Origin of the sequence: Subtercola frigoramans, from assembly GCF_016907385.1 — a bacterium.
Taxonomy (GTDB): Bacteria; Actinomycetota; Actinomycetes; order Actinomycetales; family Microbacteriaceae; genus Subtercola; species Subtercola frigoramans.
Window position 1 is genome coordinate 3,017,962 of sequence record NZ_JAFBBU010000001.1, and the last position, 26,722, is coordinate 3,044,683.

At 65.4% G+C, this 26,722-nt stretch carries 18 protein-coding genes and 1 tRNA gene; 6 read left to right on the forward strand and 13 right to left on the reverse strand.

The window, feature by feature from the left end; all coding sequences use genetic code 11:
* The first annotated feature begins 9 nt into the window (after positions 1-9).
* Both JOE66_RS14195 and JOE66_RS14200 read left to right on the forward strand, forming a co-directional pair.
* Positions 10-1,566, forward strand: a complete 1,557-nt coding sequence (locus tag JOE66_RS14195) for a cellulase family glycosylhydrolase (protein ID WP_307827219.1) — start codon at positions 10-12, stop codon at positions 1,564-1,566.
* Positions 1,563-2,852: an ROK family transcriptional regulator gene (locus JOE66_RS14200; RefSeq protein WP_307827220.1), complete on the forward strand. Its 1,290-nt coding sequence runs from the start codon at positions 1,563-1,565 to the stop codon at positions 2,850-2,852. The genes JOE66_RS14195 and JOE66_RS14200 overlap by 4 nt, the downstream gene beginning before the upstream one ends.
* A 97-nt stretch (positions 2,853-2,949) precedes the next feature.
* Here the strand turns inward: JOE66_RS14200 and JOE66_RS14205 are convergent, their stop codons facing one another.
* Entirely contained in the window at positions 2,950-5,214 is a 2,265-nt protein-coding gene (locus tag JOE66_RS14205) for an exo-beta-d-1,3/1,6-glucosidase (RefSeq protein ID WP_372435495.1), read from the reverse strand.
* A 182-nt stretch (positions 5,215-5,396) separates the two neighbouring features.
* On the opposite strand from JOE66_RS14205, the gene JOE66_RS14210 reads away from it, so the two are divergent.
* Positions 5,397-8,237: a discoidin domain-containing protein gene (locus JOE66_RS14210; protein ID WP_239518321.1), complete on the forward strand. Its 2,841-nt coding sequence runs from the start codon at positions 5,397-5,399 to the stop codon at positions 8,235-8,237.
* 147 nt (positions 8,238-8,384) lie between these two features.
* Positions 8,385-9,680 carry an ROK family transcriptional regulator gene (locus tag JOE66_RS14215; RefSeq protein ID WP_205110470.1) on the forward strand — a complete coding sequence of 432 codons (1,296 nt, stop codon included), beginning with the start codon at positions 8,385-8,387 and terminating at the stop codon, positions 9,678-9,680.
* Positions 9,681-9,682: 2 nt separating this feature from the next.
* Here the strand turns inward: JOE66_RS14215 and JOE66_RS14220 are convergent.
* The 4 genes from JOE66_RS14220 to JOE66_RS14235 form a co-directional block, all read right to left on the reverse strand.
* Positions 9,683-9,754, reverse strand: a tRNA-Gln gene (locus JOE66_RS14220).
* Between the two features lie 109 nt (positions 9,755-9,863).
* On the reverse strand, positions 9,864-10,823 hold the full coding sequence (locus JOE66_RS14225; RefSeq protein ID WP_205110473.1) for an NAD(P)/FAD-dependent oxidoreductase: 960 nt from the start codon (positions 10,821-10,823) through the stop codon (positions 9,864-9,866).
* A 1-nt stretch (position 10,824) separates the two neighbouring features.
* Positions 10,825-12,339, reverse strand: coding sequence for a glutamate--tRNA ligase (gene gltX / locus JOE66_RS14230; RefSeq protein WP_205110475.1), 1,515 nt, complete (start codon positions 12,337-12,339; stop codon positions 10,825-10,827).
* Positions 12,340-12,501: 162 nt separating this feature from the next.
* The gene (locus JOE66_RS14235; protein WP_205110478.1) at positions 12,502-13,221 is read right to left on the reverse strand and encodes a TetR/AcrR family transcriptional regulator; all 720 of its coding nucleotides are present in this window, start codon (positions 13,219-13,221) and stop codon (positions 12,502-12,504) included.
* A gap of 196 nt (positions 13,222-13,417) precedes the next feature.
* Here JOE66_RS14235 and JOE66_RS14240 point away from each other — a divergent pair, with 196 nt between their 5' ends.
* Positions 13,418-13,804 carry a VOC family protein gene (locus tag JOE66_RS14240; RefSeq protein ID WP_205110480.1) on the forward strand — a complete coding sequence of 129 codons (387 nt, stop codon included), beginning with the start codon at positions 13,418-13,420 and terminating at the stop codon, positions 13,802-13,804.
* A gap of 6 nt (positions 13,805-13,810) precedes the next feature.
* Here JOE66_RS14240 and JOE66_RS14245 read toward each other — a convergent pair whose 3' ends face one another.
* The 7 genes from JOE66_RS14245 to JOE66_RS14275 form a co-directional block, all read right to left on the reverse strand.
* On the reverse strand, positions 13,811-14,716 hold the full coding sequence (locus JOE66_RS14245) for a zinc metalloprotease (RefSeq protein ID WP_205110482.1): 906 nt from the start codon (positions 14,714-14,716) through the stop codon (positions 13,811-13,813).
* A gap of 150 nt (positions 14,717-14,866) precedes the next feature.
* Positions 14,867-17,587 carry a TolB family protein gene (locus JOE66_RS14250; protein WP_205110484.1) on the reverse strand — a complete coding sequence of 907 codons (2,721 nt, stop codon included), beginning with the start codon at positions 17,585-17,587 and terminating at the stop codon, positions 14,867-14,869.
* Positions 17,588-17,714: 127 nt separating this feature from the next.
* Positions 17,715-18,719 (reverse strand): L-glyceraldehyde 3-phosphate reductase, encoded by a 1,005-nt coding sequence (mgrA, locus tag JOE66_RS14255; RefSeq protein ID WP_205110486.1) that lies wholly within the window; start codon positions 18,717-18,719, stop codon positions 17,715-17,717.
* A gap of 160 nt (positions 18,720-18,879) precedes the next feature.
* Positions 18,880-19,650, reverse strand: coding sequence for a fumarylacetoacetate hydrolase family protein (locus tag JOE66_RS14260; protein ID WP_205110487.1), 771 nt, complete (start codon positions 19,648-19,650; stop codon positions 18,880-18,882).
* Between the two features lie 387 nt (positions 19,651-20,037).
* The gene (locus JOE66_RS14265) at positions 20,038-21,177 is read right to left on the reverse strand and encodes a branched-chain amino acid aminotransferase (RefSeq protein WP_205110488.1); all 1,140 of its coding nucleotides are present in this window, start codon (positions 21,175-21,177) and stop codon (positions 20,038-20,040) included.
* 82 nt (positions 21,178-21,259) lie between these two features.
* On the reverse strand, positions 21,260-22,387 hold the full coding sequence (locus JOE66_RS14270; protein ID WP_205110489.1) for a 3-isopropylmalate dehydrogenase: 1,128 nt from the start codon (positions 22,385-22,387) through the stop codon (positions 21,260-21,262).
* A gap of 89 nt (positions 22,388-22,476) precedes the next feature.
* Positions 22,477-24,228 carry an MFS transporter gene (locus JOE66_RS14275; RefSeq protein ID WP_239518322.1) on the reverse strand — a complete coding sequence of 584 codons (1,752 nt, stop codon included), beginning with the start codon at positions 24,226-24,228 and terminating at the stop codon, positions 22,477-22,479.
* Between the two features lie 106 nt (positions 24,229-24,334).
* Here JOE66_RS14275 and JOE66_RS14280 point away from each other — a divergent pair, with 106 nt between their 5' ends.
* Complete coding sequence (locus JOE66_RS14280; protein ID WP_205110490.1) at positions 24,335-24,910, forward strand: TetR/AcrR family transcriptional regulator; 576 nt, start codon at positions 24,335-24,337, stop codon at positions 24,908-24,910.
* 150 nt (positions 24,911-25,060) lie between these two features.
* On the opposite strand, the gene serA is transcribed toward JOE66_RS14280, so the two are convergent.
* Positions 25,061-26,650, reverse strand: coding sequence for a phosphoglycerate dehydrogenase (gene serA / locus JOE66_RS14285; protein WP_205110491.1), 1,590 nt, complete (start codon positions 26,648-26,650; stop codon positions 25,061-25,063).
* Positions 26,651-26,722: the final 72 nt, after the last annotated feature.

Below are 26,722 nucleotides of genomic sequence, written 5' to 3' on the forward strand. Positions count from 1 at the left end.
GAGTGCACTGTGACTGACACCACCTTTCTCGATCCCGGCCGCGTCTTCGAACCGCGTCCAGCCACGTTCGAAGGCTTCGTGCACGCCAGGGATGCCCGCCTGGTTGATGGGCTGGGCCGCGAGGTGCTGTTGCGGGGCGTCGGTCTCGGCAACTGGATGCTGCCAGAGGGCTACATGTGGAAGTTCGGCCCAGGAGCCGAATCGCCGAGAGAGATCGAGGCACTCGTCGATCGGCTCATCGGCCCGGCCCGGGCATCCGAGTTCTGGACCTCGTTCAGGGCCTCCTTCATCACCGAAGCGGACATCGCGCAGATCGCCCGGAGCGGCTTCGATCATGTGCGCCTACCGATCAATTCACGGCTGATCCAGAACGAAGACGGTTCACCGGTCGAGGCGGGGTACGCGTTGATCGACGAGTTGATCTCGTGGTGCCGCACCCACGAGTTGTGGGTTCTCCTCGACCTGCACGGAGCCCCCGGTGGCCAGACGGGCACGAACATCGACGATTCACCCAACAACCTGCCTGAGCTCTTCATGGAACCGGTCTACCGCGAGCGGACCATCCAGCTCTGGAGACAGCTGGCCACGCGGTACGCCGACGAGACCGTAGTGCTGGGCTACGACCTGCTCAACGAACCGCTGCCGAACGAGTGGCAGCACGTCTACGCCGACGACCTCGCCACCCTGTACCGAGACCTGACCGCCGAGATCCGTCTCGTCGACCGTCATCACCTCATCGTCTACGAAGGGTCTCACTGGGCGACCAACTGGGAGATCTTCACCGAGGTGTGGGATGACAATTCCCTCCTCCAGTTCCACAAGTACTGGTCGTCACCCGACCGCGCCAGCATCGCTCCCTTCCTGGCGGTCAGGGACCGGCTCGGCCTGCCGATCTACATGGGCGAAGGTGGTGAGAACACCCTGGAGTGGATCTACGCCGCCTTCCGGCTCTACGAGACCCACGACATCGGCTGGAACTTCTGGCCGTGGAAGAAGATCGAGACGCTCACCTCGCCCGCCTCGATCGTCGCGCCCAACGGCTGGGACAAGGTCATCACGAGCATCCATGACTCTTCGGTGCTCGACCCGGCCCAGGCGCAGCTCATCTTCGACAATCTGCTGAGCGCGATGAAGATGGAGAACTGTATCTGGCGAGCTGATGTCGTCGCCGCGCTGCTCGCCGAGCGGCCGGCAGTCATTCCCGGCTGGGGCTTCGGCTATCGTGGCCCCGGCGAGTCGTACGGCGTGGCCGATGCGCAGCCCACCCCCGGTATCCGCGAGGATGACGGGGTCACGCTAGTATGGGCGCGGCCCGGCGGAAATCCGCAGAATCCCTTCGAACAATCGGATGGCCGCCAGTACCACCCCAGCGAACAACTGGTCGTTCACCTTGCAACCGACGACTGGCTGGAGTTCGAACTTGCAGCCGGTGCCGAATCGTGCCGGGTGCTTGACGCATTCGGCAACGACGCCACAGTCACGATGGAGATCACCGGCCGCGGATTGCGGGTCACAGCCACCGCTGTGACAACCATCGCGCAGATCGTAATGGAGCCCACCACGTGAGAGGTTCAGAACACAAGGCCACGCGACCCGCTTCCGCCCGTGGCGGAATGGCCGGGTCTGCACCGGCGACGGTGGGCGATGTGCGACAACGCAACCGTCGGCACGCCTTGCGGAGCATCATCCTCTCGGGTCAGACGACCCGAGCAGCGATCGCCCAGGAGTGCGGGTTGTCTGTGGCATCGGTGACGAACCTGGTCTCCGAACTCATCAACGAAGGGCTCGTGATCGAAGCCGGCCTCATCGCGTCGACAGGCGGGCGCCCTGTCACCCTGATCGCCCCGAACCCCGCCGGCGCCTTCATGCTCGGCGCCGACGTGGGCGAGCGCGGCGTCGCCGTGGAACTCTTCGACCTGTCGATGACCCGCATCGACCGGGAGTTCACCGGCGGCACAGCGGGCGAGCCGGTGGAGGCGATCGCCCGTGATCTCGACGATGCCCTCGACGCCCTCAAGCTGCGGAACCCGGGCGCCTGGGATCATATGGTCGGCATCGGTCTCGGCCTTCCCGGAGTCGTCGAGACAGATGCGCAAGGCCACCAGGTGCTCTACGCCCAGAGCCTCGGCTGGCCACCGGTCCCCGTCGAGCAACTCATCTCGCACGACATCCCGGTGTTCGCCGAGAATGGGGCCAAGACCCTGGCAATGGCCGAGCTGTGGAATGGAGCGGCAAACGGCATCGACGAAGCCCTCGTCGTGCTCCTGGGCCGGGGTGTCGGGCTGGGGATCGTCAGCGGAGGAGAACTCGCACACGGCTTCATGAGCAGCGCCGGCGAATGGGGGCACCTGAAGATCGCCCGCAACGGTCGCCCCTGCCGCTGCGGCGGCCATGGCTGCGTCGAGGCCTACCTCGGTGCTGACGCGATCCTGAACGACTGGCGGGGCGCCGGTGCCAGTGTGGAGGGTTCAGGATGGCGAGCGATTGGCGAACTCCTCGACGCCGAGCAAGCGGGTGACCCCATCGCGGCTGCCGTTGTGGAGGATCTGGTCAGCACACTCGGATCTGCGCTTGGCGGCCTCGTCAACCTGACGAACCCGCAGCGGGTCATCATCGGCGGCTGGGTGGGCCTGCGGCTGATGGAGACGCTGGCAGAACGCATCTCCGCGGCCACGCGTGCCGAGGCGCTCGACCGGCCGGGCAGCCAGTTCGAACTCGTGGCCTGCCACTTCGGCGGTGACACCGTAGCGCTCGGGGCCGCAATGATGCCGCTCGATTCCTTGCTGAACGAACCCCGCGGCACACGTCCCGTTCTCCCGGCATCAGAACGTTCAGCAGCTACCGTGCCGTGAAGTTCGGCCCGGGTCGAACCGCGCCTGCCAGAACAGGGCCGGGCGTCCAGCATCGATTCTTCCAGAGTGCCGAACCCTCCACAGCGCCGATCCCTACTCAGTCGATGACCCGGAAGGGCACGCTCGAGAGCGTCGCTGCACGGGATGATGGGCCGACGTGCAGCAGGAACTCCCCCGCCTCCACCAGACGTCTCCCCCGGGCATCCACAATGCTGCATTCGGCGACGGGCACAGAGAGGGTGACGGTAGCCTTCTCACCCGGGTCGAGGGGCACCTGGGTGAAGGACTTCAGTTCCCTGTCTGCCCAGCTCACCGATGTGACCAGATCGCTCACATAGGCCTGAACAGTCTCGAGCGCCGGCCTGGAGCCAGTGTTGTGCAGGGTGATCTCGGCGGTCAGAGTCTGGGTACTCGTGAGCTCCGCCTGGTGCAGCCGAAGTTCCGAGTACTCGACGTGGGTGTATGAGAGGCCGTCGCCGAACTGGAAGGCAGGGCTCTGGGTGAGGTCGGCGTACCGGTCGCCGTGCTGGCCACGGATCTGGTTGTAGTACGTCGGCTGCTGGCCCACGTGCCGCGCGAACGAGATGGGCAGTCGCCCTGAGGGCTCGACGAGGCCCAGGAGGATCTCGGCGATCGCGCGGCCTCCCTGCATTCCGGGGCTCGCCACCCAGAGCACCGCGGCAGCGTTCATGGCTGACTCGGGAAGCACGAGGGGCTTGGAGGCCAGGAGCACAACGATCAACGGCGTGCCGGTTGCCGCCAGGGCATCGAGCAGGGCGATCTGGCCGCCGATCAACTCGAGCGTGGCTGTCGAGCGCCCCTCGCCGACGAGTTCGATGCGGTCGCCGACGACGGCCACGACGTAGTCTGCGCCGTGGGCGGCTTCGACGGCCTCCGCGATCAGGCGATCATCCGTGTCGCTGGGGATCACCAGAGGGGGCCGGGGCTGCCCGTCGGGAAAGTTGGCGCCTGCCGGATCGGGTACCAGGCGCAGGATCTCTGCGCCGAGTGCGTCACGGAGTTGCCAGGCAGGGGGGAGCAATTCGCTCATCCCGTCGAGCACCGTCGTGATCAGGTGGCGTGGATGGCCGTCTGGCAGCCAGCCAGCCTGGCCGGAGGACCCCGCCCAGTCACCGAGCTGGGTCTGCGCGTCGTCGATCAGGGGCCCCACGATGGCGACACTCCTCGCAACAGGCACGTCGATGGGTAGGGGCAGCACGCCGTTGTTCTGGAGCAGCACCACCGAGCGCCGTGCGACTTCCAGGTTCAGGTCAGAGTGTTCGACGGAGGCGATGACCACCTCCTGTATAGCCCGGTCGGGCAGGCGCGGGTTTTCGAACAGGCCGAGTTCGAACTTGAGGGTGAGGATGCGCGACACCGCCGCGTCGAGGTCGGACTCCTTCAGCAGGCCGAGGTCGATGGCTTCGAGGGTGCCGGCGAAGAAGCCAGGCGTGGTCATCACCATGTCATTACCTGCCCGTACGGCCGCCGCTGCCGCGTGCGCGTAGTCGGGCTGCACCTGCTGCTCCCACACCATGCGGCCCACATTGTCCCAGTCGGTCACCAGCGTGCCGGTGTACCCCCACTCTCCCCGCAACACATCGTTGAGCAACCAGTCGTTCATGGTGATCGGCACCCCGTCGATCGATTGGTAGCCGAGCATGAAGGTGCGGCAGCCCTCCCGTGCCACCCGTTCGAAGGGTGGAAGAAACCACGACCGCAGCTTGCGCTCCGAGAGATCGGCTTCGCTGGCATCGCGCCCGCCCTGAGTCTCGGAGTAGCCCGCGAAATGCTTCGCGGTGGCCAGGATGGCGGTGGGGTCGACCAGGCCGCGCCCTTGGTAGCCGCGCACCATCGCCGACGCCAGCTCTCCGATCAGGAACGGATCTTCACCGAAGGTCTCGCCGGTGCGCCCCCAACGCAGGTCTCGGGCGATGCAGAGCACGGGTGAGAAGGTCCAATGGATGCCGGTCGAGGCGACCTCGACCGCCGTGGCTCGTGCCACCCTCTCCACCAGTGCGGGGTCCCAGGACGCAGCCATGCCGAGCTGGGTGGGAAAGATCGTGGCGCCCAGCCAGAATGAGTGTCCGTGGATGCAGTCCTCCCCCACGATGAGCGGGATCCGCAGCCGGGTTCTGGCAGTGAGTTCCTGAGCCTGGGCCAGCCGCTCGGGCGAGGCATGCAGTATCGAGCCGACGTGCGTGTGCAGAACATGGTCATCGATGTCGTCACGGGCATCCAGTTGCATCATCTGGCCGACCTTCTCTTCGACACTCATGCGGGCCAGAAGGTCAGCCACCCGGGCGTCAAGAGGAGCAGCCGGGTCGAGATATCGGTCGAAGGGCGTGACGACGACGCTCACAGTGTGGCTCCTCATGCTCGGTTCCGGACAGGCCTCGCCTGGATCGAAGGGCGGATTCGATTAATACTATTACTTAATATAAAGCCTATACAAAGCCCGGTGCCTGTGCGACGCTTGGCTCACTGGGCGTGGGCCCGAGTCTGCGCTGGGCGCCAGCGCGTGTGCGGTGATCGAGGAGGATCATGAAGAGATCGGTATTGGTGGCAGCGATCATTGCCGCCACTGTGGTGGCCACGACTGTGACACCTCCCCTGCAAGCCGAAGCCGCGGCCATCGTCGCGGCCGATTTCCTGAAGGCCAGCGGCACTGTACTGAAGAAGAATTCGGGCACCGGCACGACGGTCAACCTGCGAGGCACGAACGTCGGCGGATGGTTGACCCAGGAGGACTGGATGTCACCCTTGGGCGAGTTCGCGGCCGATCGAACGGGCTGGACGGCCACCGCCTCGTCGGGAGCGACGGCCGGGGCACTGGACGGCTCTGCCAACACACGGTGGACGACGGGCGCGAACCAGACAGGAGCCGAGTGGCTCCAGCTGGACCTGGGGGCAAACACACTCTTCAGCCGGCTCTCCGTCGATAACACCAATTTCGCGGGCACCTACCCACGGAACATCGACGTGACGACCTCGACCGACGGCGTCACCTGGGCGAGCGTGGCGAACCTGCCCGGGGTTGCCGGTGTCACCACCGCGAGATTCACTCCCCAGGTCGCCCGGTATGTGCGGCTCAGTCAGACGGCAACCGCTGCAGCGCTCTGGTCGGTCGGCGAGATCAACCTGTTCAACGACCCCGTGCTGTTCAACGGCACCTACACTGCGACGGCATCCTCCACCGCTGGAGGCACATTTCCTGGCATGGCGCTCGACGGCAACGCAAGCACAGCCTGGCAGTCCGGAGTGCCGCAGACTCCCGGGCAGAGCTACACGATCGACCTGGGTCACAGCGTCGACATGGACAAGGTGCTCTTCGATTCGGGCGGAGCAGCCCCGAACGACTTCCCTCGCACCTGGGACGTCTTCACATCGTCTGACAACGTGACCTTCGTGAAGGCGGCCAGCGGTTACGGTGCGAACCGGGTCGTCGTGGCCGACTTCCAGGGCGGTAAATCGGGCAGATACCTGAGAATCGAATCCAACGGGACTGCTGCGCAATGGTGGTCGATCGCAGAGATCGCCATCTCCAGCGGCAACAACCTCGACCGGGGCGGCTGGAATGTCTCCGCCTCGACGGGAGCCACTCCTGCCAACGTGAAGGACGCCGACACTGCCACCCGCTGGACGACGGGCGTACCCCAGGCACCCGGCCAGTCCCTGACGGTCGACATGGGCGCGCTGATAACGCTGAACAACGTGACCACCGACACCGCGAAGAACACGACCGATGAGCAGGATTACCCGCGCGGCTACCAGGTTCAACTGTCGAAGAACGGCACGACGTGGACGACAGTGGCGACCGGTGTCGGCACTGTCAAGGCGTCCACAATTCCGTTCCCGGCGCAGGCCGCACGGTACTTCAGAATCAACCAGACGGCAACCTCGACCGCGTGGTGGTCGATCGGCGAGCTGTCGGCAGGCTTGTACAACGATGACTACTCGCTCAACAACACCCTCACCACCCGATTCGGGGCCGCGGGAGCGCAGACTGTCATCAACAAACACCAGGACACCTGGCTGACGACGACAGATCTCGACAACATGCAGGCCGCCGGGCTCAATTTCATCAGAGTCCCGATCGGCTGGAACACCTTCCTGAACCTCGATGGCACGTGGAAGGCGAACCCGTGGACCAAGATCGACTGGGTGATCAGTGAGGCCGCTGCGCGGGGGATCTATGTCCTCGTCGACCTCCACACAGTTCCAGGGGGTGGCTGCCCCTGGGGCAGCTGCGGCCGGATCGGCCCGAACCCGAACGGGTTCTGGGGTTCGGCGACGTACCAGAACTGGACGGAGGATATCTGGAAGGCCATCGCGACGCGATACGTGGGCAACCCCGCTGTGGCCGGCTATGACCTCATCAACGAGCCGCTGATCGACTACGGGGAGGATGCCGACGACGTGACCCAGAAGAGTGCATACTACGACCGTCTCTACGACGCCGTGAGAGCGATCGACCCCAACCACGTCATCTACCTCGGTGCGTTCTTCGGTTCTGGAAACCTCGCGGCCCCGTCGGTCTACGGCTGGACGAACGTGGTCTACGAATACCACCCGTACGACATGCCCAACTCCAAGGACTGGACCTCCCAGAACCAGCTCGTGAGTACGGAACTCGGGGCGGTGCCGGCCAAGTTCGCGAGCCTCGGTGTGCCGATCCTGTTCGGCGAGTATTCGCTGTACTACAACGATGACGTCTGGGCGCGTTTCATGGCCGGACTGAATGCGCAGAACGTCTCGTGGTCGAACTGGGCCTACAAGGTACGGGGAACCCAGACAGACGGGTTCGCCTATTGGGGAATGTACTTCAACAACCAGAACCCTGTTCCGATCATCAACAGTGACGATTCAGCGACCTATCTTGCGAAGCTGGGCAGGTTCGGCACAGCCAACTTCACCAAGAACACTGGGCTCGTGTCGACGGTTCAGAAGTACGCCACAGCCGGCCTGGCGAGCTACGCGCCGGTGGCGGTGAGCCACACGGGCTGGATCGCCACAGCATCGACGACGGCAGCGGGCTCGACGACCGCAGGCGGGATCGACGGCGCGAACGCCACAGCGTGGAGCAGCGGCCAAGCGATGGCTGGAGGAGAGTGGTTCAAGATCGATATGGGTACGTCGAAGACAGTGGCCATAGTCACCGTCCAGACTCCCGCTGCGTCGACCTGGGACTACCCCCGCGGCTACACCCTCGACGTGTCGACCAACGGCACGACCTGGGTGACGGTCAGTACCGGCATCGCGTACGGGTGGAAACGCCCGATCTCGATCACGCCGACCACGGCGCGCTACATTCGCGTCACCCAGACCGGCGTAGCGCCGCAGTGGTGGACCGTCGACGACGTCACGGTGTACTCGTCGTACTGACGACGGGATGAATCGGTGGCCCTCGCGCAGATGCGCGGGGGCCACTGATCGTTCCGAACGACATTAATTGCTTGTGCGCCCCCCGCCCAGGGCTTAACGTAAGTCGTGTTGGAACTGACCGCTGATCAGCCGGAACGGGACACGGTCATGACACCTGAACTCACCACGCGGCACCTTCGCCGCCGCAACCGCGCCGCCGTGCTCAAGGCGCTCGTGCGCGACGGCGAGACCACACGCGGCCAACTCGCCCCGCTCCTGCACCTGTCGCCCGCCACCGTCGCCAACATCGTCACCGATCTGGTCACAGAGGGACTGATCCACGAGACGGGCAGCCTGCCCTCCGAGGTTGGCCGACCGGTGACCTTGCTGTCAGTTCGCCCGGATGGCGCGCATTTCATCGGGGCCGATGTCGGAGAGGACGGGGTCACCGTCGAGGTCTTCGACCTCGCCCTGGCCCCCCGTTCGGCGGTCTTCCGCGAGGTTTCCTCGCGCGCAATCGACGCCGCTGGTGTGTCGGCCGCCCTCGCCTCCGCCATCGACGAGGCCATCATCGCCGCAGGGTCCCCGAACAACATCTACGGCATCGGCCTGGGCCTGCCGGGTATCGTCGAAGCTCCTCGCGAGCTGCCCGTCGGGGCTGCCCGGCGCACGATCACCCTTTTCGCCCAGAGCCTCAACTGGCCGCCCACCAGCCTCGAATCGATCTACGGGCGCGACGACATCCCGGTCTTCGCCGACAACGGAGCAAAGACCCTCGCCACCGCAGAGAGCTGGTTCGGAGCAGTTCGCGATATCGCCAACGGAGTCGTGGCACTCTTCGGCCGGGGCGTCGGCCTGGGAGTCATCAACGACGGGCGCATCCTGAGAGGGACAGCGTCGAGCGCCAGCGAGTGGGGACACACCAAGATCTCGATCGGTGGCCCGGTGTGCAATTGTGGTAATCGGGGCTGTCTCGAGGCCTACGTGGGCGGCGGTGCCATCGCACGCCGCTGGCGTGAAGCGGGAGCCGAGCCGTCGGCTGACGCCGAGACGGCCCTGCGGGAGCTAGTGGCCGCGGCGGCCCACGGCGACACCGTCGCAAAACGTGTGCTCGACGAGACAATCGAGATCATGGGCATCGGCCTCGGGAACCTGGTCAACATGTTCAACCCTGAGCGCATAGTGCTTGGCGGCTGGGCCGGGCTCAGTCTCGCGCAGGATCACCTGGCCGACGTCGCCTCCGCGACGCGGTCCGCGGCCCTGGTAAGACCGGGGGAACAATTCGACCTCGTGCCTGCGGGCACAGGGCAGAACGCCGTGGCCCTCGGTGCGGCGCTTCTCGCCGTTGAAAGACTTCTTTCGGCTCCCCTGGCCAGCAGCAGAGATGACCTGCGGGGCGCCGCGGGGACCCCTGGGAAGAATCCGGCGCTACAAGCAAAAAGCCCCGGGATTCCGGGGCTGTGAAGCTGGGGTACCTGGACTCGAACCAAGAACAAAAGAATCAGAATCTTCCGTGTTGCCAATTACACCATACCCCAAGGGCCAGAACCGAAGCTCAGGCACCAGCTACCGACTCTAGCTCATGGCGGCCATAGTCCCAAACCGAGCCGAGTCACGCCGCGAGGATCTGCCGCACCCAGTTGGTTGCTAGAGCAACCCGATCAGGTGCCGGTTGATCGCCGCCGCGACGTTCGCGCCCTCACCGGCCGCCACGATGAGCTGCTGGGCTCCCGGGGGTGTCGAGTCACCGGCCGCGAACACACCGGGAGCCGAGGTGCGGCCCATGTCGTCGACCACAATGAGGTTCTCATCGTCTGATTCGAGCCCCAGCATCGCCGTGTAGTCGAGGGCGGTTGTCCACGCGGGGCGCACGAAACCGCCGCTTCGCGCAATGACGGTGCCGTCTGTGAGGGAGATGCCGGTCATCCCGCTGCGGTCGCCTTCGATATCGGCGATCGGGCGGCGTTCGATGCCGATGCCGCGCGCGTCGAGGGAGGCCTCTTCTTCGGGAGTGAGCACGTCGGCTCCATTGGTGAACACGATGAGGTCGTTCGACCACTGCGAGAGCAGCAGCGCACGTTCGGCGAGGTCGCCTGTCTCACCGATGAGGGCGAGCGGGGCATCCGACTTCTCATAGCCGTCGCACTCGGTGCAGCTGTGCATGCTGGTGCCGTAGTAGGCACGGATGCTCGGCAGGGCAGGTAGCGTCTCGAGCAACCCGGTCGCAATGAGCAGGGTGCGGGCCGTCGCCGTTCGGTCGCCCGAACCCCGGATGCCCTTCGAGTGCACCACGATCAGCTCGCCGACGGGCTCGCCATCAGGGCCGGGCTCCTCGATGCGTTCGATCGAGGTGACCATGGCCTGGTGAAAACTGGCCTCGGGGTATTTCTCGAACTCTTCGCGGCCGAGCTTTCGAAGCATCAGCGGGGGCACGCCGTCGCGGGTCAGGAACCCGTGCGACAGGAGGGTGGCCGAGTGCCGCGGCCGATTGCTGTCGAGCATCAGCACGCGGCGCCGTGCACGCACGAGGTTGAGCCCGGCGCTGAGCCCAGCCGGGCCCGCGCCGATGATGATGACGTCGAACACCTCGTCGGCCGATGCCGTCACGTCAGCGCTCCCGGGAGAGGCGCACGAGGCGCGCGATCGACTCGTGCTTTCCGAGGATCTGCATCGACTCGAAGAGAGGCGGCGAGATCTTGCGCCCACTCAGGGCGACGCGAAGAGGCCCGTAAGCGATTCGCGGTTTGAGCCCGAGCCCCTCGATCAGGGCGATCGCGAGGTCGTCCTTGATGCGATCGTGCGTGAACTCCTCGAGGGGAATGAGTTCGAGAGCTCCGACGGCAGCGGCCAGAATGACGCCGGTGTTCTCGGGGAGGGTGGCCAGGGCGTCCGGCTGGTACTCGAGGTCGGCGGCCTGCTGGAACAGGAAGCCGAGCATGGCGGGTGCCTCGCCGAGGAGGGCCATGCGCTCCTGCACGAGGGGGGCTGCTTTGGCGAGAACGGTGGCCTGGGCATCCTTCAGCGGTTCGGTCAGGATGCCCGCACCCACCAGGTACGGAACCGTGCGTGCGGCGAAGTCGTCGACCGCGAGCAGGCGGATGTGGTCGCCGTTGATCGACTCGGCCTTCTTCAGGTCGAAGCGCGCGGGGTTCGGGTTGACGTCGACCACGTCGAACGCGGCCACCATCTCCTCGATCGAGAACACGTCGCGGTCGTGCGTGAGCGACCAGCCGAGCAGGGCCAGGTAGTTGATGAGACCCTCGGGAATGAAGCCGCGGTCGCGGTGGTGAAAGAGGTTCGCCTCGGGGTCGCGTTTGCTCAGCTTCTTGTTGCCCTCGCCCATGACGTAGGGCAGGTGACCGAAGCGCGGGATGAACGTGGTCACGCCGATGTCGACGAGAGCGTCGTACAGGGCGATCTGCCGCGGGGTCGAGCTCAGCAGGTCTTCGCCGCGCAGCACGTGGGTGATGCCCATGAGCGCGTCGTCGACAGGGTTCACGAAGGTGTAGAGCGGGGCACCGTTGGGACGAACGACGACAAAGTCGACGAAGCTGCCGGCGGGGAAGGTGATCTCGCCGCGCACGAGGTCATCGAAGCTGAGGTCGGTGTCTGGCACGCGCAGGCGGAGCGCGGGCGCGCGGCCCTCGGCGCGGAAGGCCTCGCGATCGGCCTCTGTCAGGGTGCGGTCGAAGTTGTCGTAGCCGAGCTGCTTCGCGCGGCCGTTCGCCTCGTTGCGGGCGTCGATCTCCTCGGCGGTGGAGAAGCTCTCGTAGAGGTGACCGCTGGCCTTCAGCTTCTCGATGATCTCCTCGTAGATGCTGGTGCGCTGCGACTGCCGGTAGGGCGCGTGCGGGCCGCCCGTGACGACACCCTCGTCCCAGTCGATGCGGAGCCACGTGAGCGCGTCGAGCAACTGCTCGTAGCTCTCTTCGGAGTCGCGGGCGGCATCGGTGTCTTCGATGCGGAAGATCAGCTTGCCGCCGGTATGGCGCGCGTACGCCCAGTTGAACAGCGCAGTTCTGATGAGGCCGACGTGCGGCGTGCCGGTGGGCGACGGACAGAAACGAACACGAACGTCGGTGCCGGTTGCGGTGGAGAACGGGGGGAGCTCTGAGGTTGACATACTGTCGATAATTCTACCGCTCGGCCCCGGGTGGCCCGTGCAGGGGCGGGTTGCCGGGTCCCGCGCCTGAGGCGAGCTCGACTCCGCTCGAACTGACGCGACACGCCCTGTTCGAGCGGGGCAGAGGGCGTGTCTCGTCAGCTCGCGGATTGGACGGGCGCGTCAGAGGCCGCGTTCGACCATGTCGAGCAGGCGCACGGAGGCCTGGTCTACGAGGTCGTCGCTAAGGCCGCGCAGCGGCCCGTCGATCACGAGCATCCCGAGCCCGTGCACGGCAGACCACGCGTACAGCTCGGCATATGCGCGGCGCTCCGGTGGCAGGATGCCCGCGGCCGACCAGGCATCGAGAGCCGCACCGAGGATCTGGAACGGAGTGCGGCCGGCGGCACCTGCTTTCGCGGGGTCGCCACTGTTGGCGAGGTGGTCGGGCACCGAGAACGCCGTGCGAAAGAGACCTGGCTCCTCGCGGGCGAACCGCAGGTAGCCGGTGCCGACGGCGCGCAGCAGCAATCGGGCTGCTGCGGCAGGTGCGGCGGCTGGATCGGGCGCGGGCTGGGCGGGTTGGGCGTGGGCCGCCGGCGCGACCGCGTCGGGCTCCCGCGTGCCGGTTGAGGGCTGCATTGCCGCGATCTCCGCCTCCATGCAGTCGGCGGCCATGCCCTGTGCGGCATCTGAGACCACTCGCAGCAGTGCCTGGCGATCGGCGAAGTGCCGGTACGCCGCGTTCGGCGAGACTCCGGCGCGCCGGGTGGCCTCACGCAGCACGACGGCATCGGGGCCACCGGAGCGTGCCATGGCGATCCCCGCTTCGACGAGCGCCTCGCGGAGGTCTCCATGTCGGTAGGTCGACCTCGCTGATGCAGCTGAAGGGGGCAGGCTCATCTTTCTGCACGCTCCCTCTGGACTTCAGGCCGCGCACGTGTGATCGTGAAGAGTGGCGCTGATGTGAACATCGTACACATTACCGCGGGAACGTCTCCGCGCCGCTGAATGCCGGGAGCCGAGCGGTCTCACTCCAGCTCCCTGTACTTCACGCACCAACCAGCACCACCCCGCACCACCAAGATCAGGAGCCCCCATGTTCACCGCAGCACACGCATTCAGCGGATTCTCCGTCACTGACGTCGCCGCCGCCCACACCTTCTACGGCGAGACGCTCGGGCTCGACGTGAGTCTCAACTCGATGGGATTCCTCGAATTGAACCTCGCCAGCGGCGCCAAGGTGCTCGCGTACGGAAAGCCGAATCACTCCCCCGCCTCGTTCACGATCCTGAACTTCCCCGTCGACGACATCGACTCCGCTGTGGATGACCTGATCTCTCGCGGTGTCGAAACGAAGATCTATTCCGACGACGAGTTCCCGACCGACTCCAAGGGCATCGCCCGCGGCAACGGCTACGGCCCCGACATTGCGTGGTTCCGCGACCCGGCAGGCAACGTGCTCGCCGTTATGCAGGCCAGCTAGAAGCTGCTATTTGGCGAGCTGCATTCCAAGTTTCGTACATGCATCGATTGCTGGTTTGATCGGTGGGTCACCTGGGTTGAGATCGATCAAGTTCACATCCTTGACTCCCCAAGGAAAGTCCAAGGTGCTGGACATCACCGAGTTTTCCCGGTCGTCGAATGGTAGGTGCCCGAAGCCCAAAACGTGAAGGATCTCGTGTACCACAAGACGCTCTGACAAGTCTCCCGGACGCGTCGTCACCCAAACCTCGCCGTACTTGAAGTGCCTTAGCCCGTCGGGCGTAACATCGAATTCGCGCGGAACCGCCTCTCCCGCTTGCGTGTCTCCCATCCGTGCTGTTCCATCTTCGAAGGAGATCGTTGGCTTGTCGGTTCCGGTGGCGAGCTCGATCTTCGGAAGAGTGGTGCCCACCCTGGCCTCATCGTACGCAAGCAGACCGCCGATGACCGTGGTTCGCTGTTCCGCCGTCAATCCCTCTTTCAGCGAGTAGGTGATGGTACCCGTCGCCCCGTCAGGCTTGGGAATCGGAGGGAGCCAATAGTAATAGGTCGAACTCCGGTTGTCGTCTTCGGTCCAACGAACCGGGTGCACCGGGCAGGCATCGGTGGAAATGACCGAATCCCTCGCCGCTACGGCCCGGGGTTTCGCACTCAACGATTTCTGGGCGTAGTCGACCAAAGGCCTCCAGCTGACCGGGTCGGTGTACAGTTCGCGAGCCTTCCGATACGCGTACCCGTCAGCGGCATAAGGATTCAACGAGCCGTAGCCCGAATAGTCGAAGCTGACCACCCGCGGCTCGGAGATGACCGTGTGTTCGGCATAGGAATAGTAGGTCGCTGTGGTCTCCCACCGACCGCTGTCAGTACAGACCTGCACAATCACTTGCGTGTCGGTACCGGCTCCCTGAAGCATCTGTGAGGCCTTCGGATCACACTCGGTGTCTTCATGAAAGCCCGCGAAAGCAGGCTGCGCCCAAGCAATACCGCAGAGCACAACCACCGCGACACCGCACGCCTCCGCCTCCGTGACCAACGCGAATTGTCAGCTGCCACAACAGTTTTCCTACTGAACATGAATCGTCACCGTTCCGATATTTGACTCCGAATGGGCATCAGGCCCGTACGCCCTGTAACGGAAAATTGCATCCCCGGTGAATCCCGGAGGCGGTGAATAGACGAAAGATCCCGTTCGGTCATCGATCTTCACCGTGCCGTGGTCCGGTGGGTTTCCCTCATCGAGGTGCCATTCGGAGTTCTTTGTCGGGAAGATGTCGTTCGATAGAAGCCCGTGCGCAGCATCCACAACGAAGTCCTCGCCAGCCCGAGCAGCGTAGGCATCGTCGAGCGCGAGCGCAGGCGAGCCGACAGTGACGGCGATGAAGGTAGGAAGGCTTGCGCGCCCAGCGGCATCTGCTGCCGTGACTTCGAGCGTCTCGTGCCCACGGTAAGAGGAATCCGGAGTGTAGGTCAGGACGCCACTTGCCGTCGCAGAGACGACTCCGTGAGGCGCGACCGCGCTGATGGTCGCCGACTCCGACAGGCATTGCACTCCGCGGAGCGCGGTTACCAGGCCAGCGATGACTACAGGGGGTTGATCGGTGATGCCAGCGCAGACGGGCGCACTCGGCCGCACGATGAGATTCGTGAACCCGGTCGCACCGTTCGCCTCCGCTGTGACTCTCGCCTTTGTCGGCGCGCCCGTGTCCACTTCAGTGGTGGTCAACGCGAACTCGGCAACGTCGCCAGCCGACACATGCGCATTCGTGAAAGTCAGCGTGCCGGCAACGTCATCATTCGCGCGAGCCCAGCCGGAAGGGATGCTCGGCACAGCATCGATCGAGAGGTGATCCACGTCCAATTCGACGACGGCCGACCCCGAAGTGTGTGCAGTGACGGTGAGCTGATACGTCGTTCCGCTGGTGCCTGCGCGAACGGACTCTGTCGAGAACCGACCGGCCGTTGAGAGGAGTGAAGGCTTCTCCTTGAGCGAGGGCAATGGCTTGGTACGAGTGTTGTAGTCGACCGGTTCGGTCTGTCTGGCAGCCAGGGACTCAGTGGCAGCCGCGCCTGGGTGGAGGTGCGAGGCGAAGCTGTTGATATCCGTCTTGAACAAGCGGACCGTGGTCGGCGTCGAACCGGGGAATCCCCCGTCGAGATAATGTGGCACCCACATGGCTCCGGCGGCCGCAACGTCATCCTTCCAGCGAGGCTTTGGTGCTGGGTTGAAATCGAGATCACCCGCGAGAACTTTGCGTGTGGAATCCCAACCACGGAGATCATCCGCGATGGAGCCGAAGACGACAGTCTGCCCGTCTGCTGTGACAGGCGTGGTGCCGTCGGCGATGGAATCGCCGGCCCCCGTATCTGAATGCAAGGCATAAGCGACGCCCAAACCGTCGGTACTGAAGTCGTCAAGGTTCTTGCGCATCGACACGGGCTGGACCGACTGCGGCCGCCCCTCGGGCGACAACCCCACCGAATAGACATCGAGAGCGTCATTGTCATCCGCGAAGGTCTGACACCCGCTGCAGTCGCCCGTGATGGAAAGGAGCGGGTTGATCGACGTCACAACCACACTCGCGCCGTTACCAGCGATCGATGCCGCGATCGACCCTCCGAAAGCCTCCTTCCATTGCCGCGTTCGGTGCGTCGATTGAGCCTTAGCTGCTATCTCGTCGTCCGACGGAGACGCTGAGTCATCGAGGAGGAGCGATACGCGATGCGTGTGGCCGGACGTCAGGTCGCGCACGTAGGCGTCGAGCATCTGACTGGTCTTCGGAATATCTCCCGACTCGACCAGGTCGAACGCACCTGACATGAACGCAACCCGAGAGCCGTCTGCCGAGATGCTTGGGCGTGATGAGTCGCCGTCAGCGGGTGTCGCCGCGCCTGCTGCATTTGAGACCAGTGCTGCCGTTGCGGCAACGCGATCGTATCGAAAGACCTGTGATGGCTTGGGCTTGTCACTTCCCGGGACGCCGGTCTTGCCACTTTCGGCAGTTGCCGTACCCGAACCAGAGGTGAAAGCGATGTACCGACCGTCTGCGGAAATCGACGGCTGGCGGCCCTCGTGCACGCTGGTTACGTCGCCAGATTCGGCGTCGTAGATCTCGATCGTTGGCGCTCCGGTGAAGTCGGCCCCACGGTTGTTGACACCCGGCACGGTGGACACGAATGCGACATGGCGACCGTCTGCAGTGATCACAGGCGACGCGTTCTCGCCAGGTTCGACGTTGGACGGTGCGGCCAGCGTCTCGACCTCCGGCGCATGTCGCGAGGTCACAAGTCGAGCAACGGTCTCGTTCATGTCGCGATACGCGATCTGTGCGCCTTCAGTCGGACCTGGGTCGGTTGCGAAAACATCCCGATCGGTGGTCATGAACGTGACGAAGCGGCCGTCGCCAGAGATGGATGCAGAGAACGACGAACCTGTGTGGGTTGAATCGCGCGCGCGCGTGGACACAAGATCGACCGCGCCCGTCACGGTGTTCTTGCGGTAGACGTGTCGGTCGTCGCCCTCCGCGTCCGGGGTGAGCTTTGCGGTGGATTCGAACACCGTGAACGTGCCATCGCCCGAGACAGACACCGTAGTGCCGGATTCGACAAGCGAGGGGCCCGAGTTCTCCCAGACGTTGCGAGGAACGTAATAGTCCGAATGCGGGCTCGCGAATGCCAGTGGTGCGAAAGCGACGATGGCTGAACAAACGAACGCGGTGCCGATGATGGCACGAGCGAGAGGTCGTATTCGGGCAGGAGAGTGACTGGGGGAAGGAGCGGGTTTCATCACAGACTTTCGACGGCGGACGCACTATGCGTTCCACCAGAGAGAGTCTCTAGAGGTCAATCCATTACGGCGCATGCCCAAAGAAGACTCACGCTGCAGTTCCAGCCCTCGGAGCGGCTACCCCTCCTCAGCCGGCGAGCGCCGCTCCTACCGCTCCGATCTCCTCAGTGTCGAGCTCGGGCGCAGCGAGGGCAGCAACATTCTGCTCGAGCTGCTCGACCGAGCTCGCGCCGATGATGGCAGAAGTGACGGGCGAGGTCTCGCCCTGCTGCCGCAGCACCCAGAGCAGGGCGAGCTGGGCGAGGGTCTGGCCCCGGGCATCCGCGATCTCGTTCAGCGCGCGGGCCTTGCTGAGGTAACTCTGCACCTTTTCAGGGGTGAGGAAGTGCCCCACCGCTGCTCGCGACGACTCGGGAATGTTGCCGTCGAGGTAGCGGCCCGTGAGCAACCCCTGCTCGAGCGGAGAGAACACGATCGCGCCGATGCCTTCAGCACGCACGGTGTCGAGCAGGCCAGACTCTTCGGGGCGGCGGTCGAGCATCGAGTACCGGGGCTGGTGGATCAGCAGCGGCACCTTGTGCTCGGCGAGGGCAGCCTTGGCTGCGAGGGTCTGCTCGGGCGAATAGTTCGACACCCCGACATAGAGAGCCTTGCCCTGGTGCACGGCCGTGGCGAGCGCACCCATGGTCTCTTCGATGGGGGTCACTGGGTCGGGCCGGTGGGAGTAGAAGATATCGACGTAGTCGAGACCGAGGCGGCCGAGGCTCTGGTCGAGTGACGAGAGAACATACTTGCGTGAGCCGAAGTCGCCATAGGGGCCCGGCCACATGTCGTAACCGGCCTTCGACGAGATGATGAGCTCGTCGCGGTACGACTTCAGGTCTTCGGCGAACAGATGGCCGAAGTTCGCCTCTGCCGAACCGTAGGGCGGCCCGTAGTTGTTCGCGAGGTCGAAGTGGGTGATTCCGAGGTCGAATGCCCGGCGCACGATGGCGCGCTGCACGTCGAGCGGCTTGGTGTGGCCGAAGTTGTGCCAGAGCCCGAGCGAGAGCGCCGGGAGCTTGAGACCGCTGCGGCCAACCCTGCGGTACTGCATGTCGTCGTAACGGGTGGGGTCTGCCAGGTAGGTCATGGAGCGCTTCTGCTTTCGGAAGAGTTGGTGGAGCCCAGCGTACTGATGCCACCGGCACGAGCGGATGCCCGACCGAAGCTGTTCGAAAAGAGTTCAGTTCAGTCGGCTGTGAGGGAGAAGCTGAGCGCAAACGCGGGGGTGTGAACTCGAATGGCAAGGGTTAACGCACGGGGTTCGACAGTGTGCCGATTCCCGCAACGGTGACGTCGACAACCTGGCCGCTGATGATCGGCCCGACCCCTGCGGGAGTTCCGGTGAGGATCACGTCGCCCGGCAGCAGCGTGAACACGCGCGACACGAAGGCCACGATCTCGGGGATGCCGAAGATCATGTCTGCTGTGGTGCCCTGCTGCTTCACAACTCCGTCGACGCGGGCTTCGATCCGAGCATCCGTGAAGTCGAATTCGGTCTCGATCACCGGGCCGAGGGGGCAGAACGTGTCATAGCTCTTCGCCCTGGCCCACTGGCCGTCGAGCTTCTGGATGTCGCGCGCCGTCACGTCGTTCGCCACCGTGTACCCGAACACCACCGAGGCGTAGTCTTCGGCGCGCACGTTCTTGGCCACGCTGCCGATCACAATCGCGAGTTCCGCCTCGTGCTCGACCTGCTTGCTGTCGGGCGGCAGCACGATCGCATCGCCGGTACCGATCACCGAGGTGTTGGGCTTCAGAAAGATGATCGGATGATCGGGCACCTCCCCGCCCATCTCTTTGGCGTGGTCCGCGTAGTTCTTGCCCACGGCGACCACCTTCGACCTCGGGATGACCGGGGCCAGGAGTTTCACGCCCGCAAGCGGCACCCGCTCCCCCGTGGTCTCGAACCCCTGGAACATCGGGTCGCCGACGAGCACCACGAGGTCGTCGCCGTCGGGGCCGCTGTCGAGGATGCCGTACCGCGGGTCGTCGCCCGCACTGAATCGCACAATCTTCACCCGTTCAGCCTATCCCCGTGCATCCACCGGGGACTTCGGGCGGAGCTGAGCTAACATACGCCTCCCTGCGCGCCCATAGCGCCCCTGCTCCGCCCCAAGTACTGGGTGACCCAGAGGAGGCGAGCCCTGCGCGGGCCAGCAACGCGCCGCGCTTGGAGCGAGCGCCCGTTCAGGGCGCCCGCCGCGCGAGACGCGCCCCACTTAGAGCGAACGCCCATTCAAGGCGCCCGCCGCGCGAGACGCGCCGCGCTTAGAGCGAGCGCCCGTTCAGGGCGCCCGCCGCGCGAGACGCGCCCCACTTAGAGCGAACGCCCATTCAAGGCGCCCGCCGCGCGAGACGCGCCGCGCTTAGAGCGAGCGCCCGTTCAGGGCGCCCGCCGCGCTCGCTTATGTGTCGAGCCGCGTCAGCCAGCCGTGGCGATCGGGGATGCGGCCGTACTGGATGTCGGTGAGCTCCTGGCGCAGCGACATCGTCAGCTCGCCTGCCGGAGCCCCAGCGGTGCCGAGAGCGAAGTCGTCGGCGAGCAGCTGCGCGACGGGCGCGATCACCGCTGCCGTACCGCAGGCGAACACCTCGACGATGTCGCCCGACGCCGAGCCAGCCTTCCACTCCTCGATCTCGACCTGTCGGATCTCGACGGTGTGGCCACGATCCCGCGCGAGCTGCATGATGCTGTCACGCGTGATGCCCTCGAGGATGCTCGACGACGCAGGCGTGACGAGCGTGCCGTCTTTGTAGACGAGAAAGAGGTTCATTCCGCCGAGCTCTTCGAGGTACTTGCCCTCCTGCGAGTCGAGAAAGAGAACCTGGGCGCAGCCCTTCTCGTACGCGAGTTCCTGAGGCAGCAGCGAGGAGGCGTAGTTGCCGCCGGTCTTCGCCGCACCCATTCCCCCGCGACCGGCACGGTTGAACTCCTTCGACAGCCAGATGTTCACGGGGGCAACTCCCCCGGTGAAGTAGGTGCCCGCCGGGCTCGCGATCACGTAGAAGCCGACCTTGCGAGCTGCACGCACGCCGAGAAAGCTCTCGGTGGCGAACATGAACGGCCGGAGGTACAGGCTGGTCTCCGGGGCATCGGGAACCCACGAGCCGTCGACGGCCACGAGCTGCTTGAGCGACTCGACGAAGTCCGCGGTGGAGAGCTGGGGCAGCGCGAGCCGGGCCGCAGACCGCTGCAGCCGTGCCGCATTCGCCTCGGGCCGGAAGGTGTGGATCGACCCGTCGGCGTGGCGGTAGGCCTTCAGCCCCTCGAAGATCTCCTGCGCGTAGTGCAGCACCGAGGCCGCAGGGTCGAGCGAGATCGGCCCGTAGGGGATCACCTCGGCGTTGTGCCAGCCGTCTTCGATGGTCCATTCGATCGACACCATGTGGTCGGTGAAGTGCTTGCCGAAGCCGGGGTCGGCAAGGATGGCCTCGCGCTCGGCTTCTGCCCGGGCATCCGTCGACGGAGTCAGCTGGAAGGCGAGCGGGAATTCGGTTGCCGATTCGCCGGCTGTGGGGGCTGGTGTCGAAGCGGTGGTCGTCATGGAGTGTGTCCTCAGGTCAGGAGATGGAGTTCGAGGGGTGGTGCAGCGCCGGTAGGGCTGGCTGGGTGTGCGCCGATCAGGGTCAGTGCGCGGCGACCGCAAGCGAGCCGAGCGCCGCCACGATCGCGTCACCCACCTCTGCGGTGCTTCGTGCAGGCAGTGCGTCTGCACCCGAGGCTCCGGATGCTGCACGAGCCCGACTCGCAAGGTCGCCGGTCACAGCATCCCGAACGCGGGCCGCTGCCTCAGGAAGCCCCTGCTGGTCGAGCAGGAGTGCCACCGACAGGATCGCGGCGGTCGGGTCGGCGATCTGCTGGCCTGCGATGTCGGGGGCAGAACCGTGCACGGGCTCGAACATGCTGGGGAAGACGCCGGTCGGGTTGATGTTGCCCGAGGCCGCCAGCCCGATGCCGCCGCTGATTGCGCCGGCCAGGTCGGTGAGAATGTCGCCGAAGAGGTTGTCTGTGACGATCACGTCGAACTTAGCAGGGTTCGTCACGAAGAAGATGGTCGCTGCGTCGACGTGCAGGTAGTCGACCGAGACGTCGGGGAACTCGGCTGCGATTGCGTTGACTGTGCGCTGCCAGAGGCTGCCCGAGAAGACCAGCACGTTCGTCTTGTGCACGAGCGTGAGCTTCTTTCGGGGGCGGCTGGCGGCGAGTTCGAAGGCGAAGCGCACCACGCGTTCGACGCCGTAGGCCGTGTTGACCGAGACCTCGTTGGCGATCTCGTGCGGCGTGCCGACGCGGATCGCGCCGCCGTTGCCGACGTACGGCCCCTCTGTGCCCTCGCGCACGACCACAAAGTCGACCTCGCCGGGATTCGAGAGCGGGCTCGTCACACCCGGGTAGATCGTGGTGGGTCGCAGGTTCACGAAGTGGTCGAGGGCAAAACGCAGCCGCAGCAGCAATCCGCGCTCGATGTTCGCGTCTTTCAGGCGCGGGTCGCCCGGCACCCCACCGACCGCACCGAGCAGAATGGCGTCGTGCGAGGCGATGGCGGCGAGATCGTCGTCGGTGAGCACGTCACCGGTCTCGAGGTAACGCGCAGCCCCGAGCGAGAAGTGCGTCTTCTCGACGGTCACTGCTTCGTCGGACACCACGGCACCGGATGCTCCGACCGCCGCATCGAGCACCTTCAGTGCCTCGGCGATGACCTCGGGGCCGATTCCGTCTCCGGGGATGACGGCTAGGCGAATGACACGAGGCATGACTGGCTCCAACGCTGGAATGAAAAGGTTCACCCCAGATTACAGCCCGCCGCCTTCTGGCACCTGCGGTGACCTTCCCGGGCGAGTGATCAGGCGCGCGCCTTGCGCAGCGTCACCAGGGCCAGGATGGTCGCGGCGACCATGAGCGCAGCGCCAATGGCCGAGGTGGTGACCACACCACTGTCGAAGGCCTGTCGCGCGGACTCGAGCAGCACCGTGCCGAGGCTCCACGGGATCTCGCCCGAAACACCGACCGCTCCGCCCAGCGTCTCTGACGCCGAAGTGGCCTGCTCGGTCGTGAGCCCGTGCGGCAGCACGATGCTCGAACGGTAGAACGCCGTGAGAATGCTGCCGAGCACGGCCGTGCCGAGCACTGCACCGAGTTCATAGGCGGTCTCAGACACGGCCGAGGCCGCTCCTGCCTTGTCTTCTGGCACCACAGAGATGATCAGGTCGTTAGAGATCGTCTCCGCAGCCCCGATCCCGAGGGCGAGCACCGCGAAGGCAATGGCGAGGGTCCCGGCCGTCGCTCCGGCGCCGGTGAGCATGACGATCACGTAGGCCGTCGCCGAGAGCATCAGCCCGCCGGCAACCACGATGCCCGGTTTCACCCGGCGCACGAGCGGAACGACGGCAAGGCCGGCCACGACCATTACGATGAGGCCCGGCACCAGGGCGAGCGCAGCATCCAGCGGCCGGAGCCCCAGCACCAGCTGGAGGTGCTGCGAGACGAAGAAGAGAAAGCCGACCAGCGAGACGACGCTGAGCAGATTGACCAGCACTGCGCCACTGAAGGCACCGACGCGGAACAGCCTCATGTCGAGCATCGGGTTCTCCCGTGAGAGCTGGCGACGGACGAAGGCGTACCCTGCGGCAAGCCCCAGGGCGAACAGGCCGACGGATGCCCAGCTGAACCCCTCGATGGCAAACTCCTTGATCGCGTAGACGATCGGCACGAGCATCACGAGCGAGAGGCCGATGCTCACGAGGTCGAGCTGGCCCGGGTTCGGGTCGCGCGATTCGGGAATCAGCAGCGGGGCGAAGATCAGCAGGGGAATCAGCACCGGCACGGCGATGAGGAAGACGGAACCCCACCAGAAGTGCTCGAGCAGCAGACCGCCGACGATCGGGCCGAGGGCCGCGCCCGCCGCGAAGCCGGAGGCCCAGATCGCGATGGCGAGACGGCGTTGCTGGCGGTCGGCGAAGATGTTGCGCAGCAGCGAGAGCGTCGAGGGCATGAGCATCGCGCCGAAGAAGGCCAGGGCGGCGCGGGCGGCGATGAGCAGTTCGGCTGTTGGCGCGAACGCAGCGACGATCGAGACGACTCCGAAGCCGACGGCACCGATCAGCAGAAGCCTGCGACGACCGATGCGGTCGCCGAGGCTGCCCATCGAGACGAGCAGGCCGGCGAGCACCAGCGGGTACATGTCGATGATCCACAGCTGCGCGGTGGCGCTGGGGTGCAGTGACTCGGAGATGACCGGCAGCGCGAAACTGAGCACGGTGTTGTCGACTGAGATGAGGAGTACCGGCAGCATCAGGACGGCCAGCGCGAGCCAGCCACGGAGGCCCACGCGGAGGTCGGGGTGCGATGAGGCGGTCGTGTGGCCGGATGCGACCGCGTTGGGGCGCGCACGACGAACGGACTGGCCCTGGGCCGGAAGACTGCGAGCGCGAGTGGGCGCCGAGACAGAATTCGCCGCGGAGATGGGGATCGTGGTCGAGACGGGGTTCGAGGTGAGGAGTGAGCTGGACATGAGGTGACCTGGTGTGCGTTCTGCTTCGGTGATGCGGGTGGTGCCCGGACAGGGCGTGTTCTCGGCGATGCCCGGGTTGATCATCCTCTAGTATACCGTCTAGTCGGTACAGTATGGCCCATTCGGGAGAGACTGCTCTCCAGGTGTCGACTCCACGGACGCGCACAGCGCGGGTCGGTACGATGTGACGATGACCTCAGCCCCGTCTGCTCGTGATCGGGTTCTCGACGCCTTCGAGACGATTCTCATCAACCAGGGTGAGCGTGCAGCGACGCTCGACGCCGTTGCAGCAGAGGCGGGCGTGAGCAAGGGCGGGCTGCTCTACCACTTCGGATCGAAGGAGGCCCTTGTCGACGGCCTGATCGAGCGGTTGTCGGCTCTGGTCACCGAAGACGTGGAGAACATCCGCACGGCTGAGGCCGGTGTCGTCGACTACTTCATTCGCAGTTCGGTCAACATCGAGAGCCCGCTCGACCGCGCGATCATCTCGGCGACCCGGCTCGCCCAGGGCTCACAGCCCAAGGCACAGGAGGCGCTGAAGTCCATGCAGCGCGACTGGTTCGACGTTCTGGCCGCGGCCGTGGGTGACGACGCGGTTGCTCGAACGATCATGCTCATCAGCGATGGGCTGTACTACAATTCGGCGCTTCTGCCCCCTGCCCTCACCGAGACGTCGAGCCGGGTCACGGCGAACATGGACGAACTCGTTGCGATCGCCGAGGGCCTGGTCGCGTCGCGCCGCACGGGCACAAAGCAACCGCACTGAGCGGAGCCGTGCGCGCTGCGCATCGCTCGCAACGCATCGCGGATGGGCCGCCGGACGAAGAAAGTGACGCGAACTGCTCTAGCCGCCCATCCGGAGCGCAGATCGCGTCACTTCTTCGACGGGAAGCGCCCGTCACGAGGTCGTGCGCGGTCAGTCGGTGATGTCGATCTCGGTGAGCACGTCGGCGTCGATTGCGACCCGCACACGCTCGAGCAGGGCGTCTGGTGCGGGCGAGTCGATCGTGAGAACGCTCAGGGCCTTGCCCCCGGCGTTGGTGCGCGCGATCTGCATGCCGGCGATGTTGATGGATGCGTCGCCGAACTCCTTGCCGTAGATGGCGACGATGCCGGGGCGGTCGTCGTAGATCATCACGAGCAGGTGTTCGGCGAAGGGCACCTCGACGTCGTAGCCGTTGATCTCGACGATCTTCTCGATCTGCTTCGTGCCGGTGAGGGTGCCCGAGACAGAGAGCTGCGAACCGTCGCTCAGAGCGCCGGTGAGGGTCAGGATGTTGCGGTACTCCTCGCTGACCGGATCGGTGATCAGGCGCACGGTCACTCCGCGCTGATCGGCGAGCAGGGGTGCGTTGACGTATGAGACGCTCTCGCTGACGACGTTCGTGAAGATGCCCTTGAGTGCTGCGAGCTTGAGCACACTGACGTCGAAGGCGGCGATCTCACCGCGAACAACGACGTCGACGCTCGTCAGCGGGCTCTTGGCAAGGCCCGAGAAGACCTGGCCGAGCTTCTCGATGAGGGCGATACCGGGGCGCACCGACGGATCGATGACACCGCCGGCGACGTTGACCGCGTCAGGAACGAGTTCGCCAGAGAGGGCAAGGCGCACCGAACGAGCGACCGAGACGCCAGCCTTCTCCTGCGCCTCATCGGTCGACGCACCCAGGTGGGGGGTGACGACAACGTTCTCGAGGCTGAGCAGTTTCTCGTCCTTCGGCGGTTCGCTGACGAAGACATCGAGTCCTGCGCCTGCGATCACCCCGGTGGTGAGGGCCCGGTAGAGCGCGTCTTCGTCGATGAGGCCGCCGCGGGCGACGTTCACGATGAAGGCTGTCGGTTTCATGAGGGCGAGCTGGGCATCCGAGATCATTCCGGTGGTCTCCGGCGTCTTCGGCATGTGGATGGTGATGAAGTCCGACTCGGCAAGCAGTTCTTCGAGGCTGAGCAGGGTCACACCGAGCTGCTGGGCGCGGGCCGAGGTGATGTAGGGGTCGTACGCGACGACGTTCACGCCGAAGGCCTGCATGCGGGCGGTGATGAGGGCACCGATGCGGCCCAGGCCGATGATGCCGAGGGTCTTCTCGTAGAGCTCGACACCGGTGTACTTCGAGCGCTTCCACTGGGCCTGGGCGAGGGCCGCGTGCGCCGCAGGGATGTGGCGGGCGAGGCTCAGGATGTGGCCTACGGTGAGTTCGGCTGCGGAGATGATGTTCGACGTGGGGGCGTTGACGACCATGACACCGGCGACCGTCGCGGCCTTGATGTCGACGTTGTCAAGACCGACACCTGCGCGGGCGATGACCTTGAGGTGGGGCGCTGCCGCGATTGCTTCGGCGTCGACCTTCGTCGCCGAGCGCACCAGGATGGCACTGGCATTCGCCAGCGCGGCAAGCAGGGCCGGTCGGTCGGTGCCGTCGACGGTGACGACCTCGAAGTCGGGGCCGAGCGCGTCGACGGTGGCGGGCGAAAGTTCTTCTGCGATCAACACGATCGGTTTTGACACGAGAGTGGGTTCCTTACGGTGGGTGCGCCGGGCTGCGGCGCTGGATACACGCGGCACGGGGGCGTGACCCCT

Coding starts and splice junctions, on each gene's coding strand:
- JOE66_RS14215 (WP_205110470.1), top strand. CDS start 8,385: ATGACACCTGAACTCACCACGCGGCACCTTCGCCGCCGCAACCGCGCC.
- JOE66_RS14275 (WP_239518322.1), bottom strand. CDS start 24,228: ATGATCAACCCGGGCATCGCCGAGAACACGCCCTGTCCGGGCACCACC.
- JOE66_RS14210 (WP_239518321.1), top strand. CDS start 5,397: ATGAAGAGATCGGTATTGGTGGCAGCGATCATTGCCGCCACTGTGGTG.
- JOE66_RS14250 (WP_205110484.1), bottom strand. CDS start 17,587: ATGAAACCCGCTCCTTCCCCCAGTCACTCTCCTGCCCGAATACGACCT.
- JOE66_RS14245 (WP_205110482.1), bottom strand. CDS start 14,716: ATGCTTCAGGGAGCCGGTACCGACACGCAAGTGATTGTGCAGGTCTGT.
- mgrA (WP_205110486.1), bottom strand. CDS start 18,719: ATGACCTACCTGGCAGACCCCACCCGTTACGACGACATGCAGTACCGC.
- JOE66_RS14240 (WP_205110480.1), top strand. CDS start 13,418: ATGTTCACCGCAGCACACGCATTCAGCGGATTCTCCGTCACTGACGTC.
- JOE66_RS14235 (WP_205110478.1), bottom strand. CDS start 13,221: ATGAGCCTGCCCCCTTCAGCTGCATCAGCGAGGTCGACCTACCGACAT.
- JOE66_RS14265 (WP_205110488.1), bottom strand. CDS start 21,177: ATGACGACCACCGCTTCGACACCAGCCCCCACAGCCGGCGAATCGGCA.
- gltX (WP_205110475.1), bottom strand. CDS start 12,339: ATGTCAACCTCAGAGCTCCCCCCGTTCTCCACCGCAACCGGCACCGAC.
- JOE66_RS14270 (WP_205110489.1), bottom strand. CDS start 22,387: ATGCCTCGTGTCATTCGCCTAGCCGTCATCCCCGGAGACGGAATCGGC.
- JOE66_RS14280 (WP_205110490.1), top strand. CDS start 24,335: ATGACCTCAGCCCCGTCTGCTCGTGATCGGGTTCTCGACGCCTTCGAG.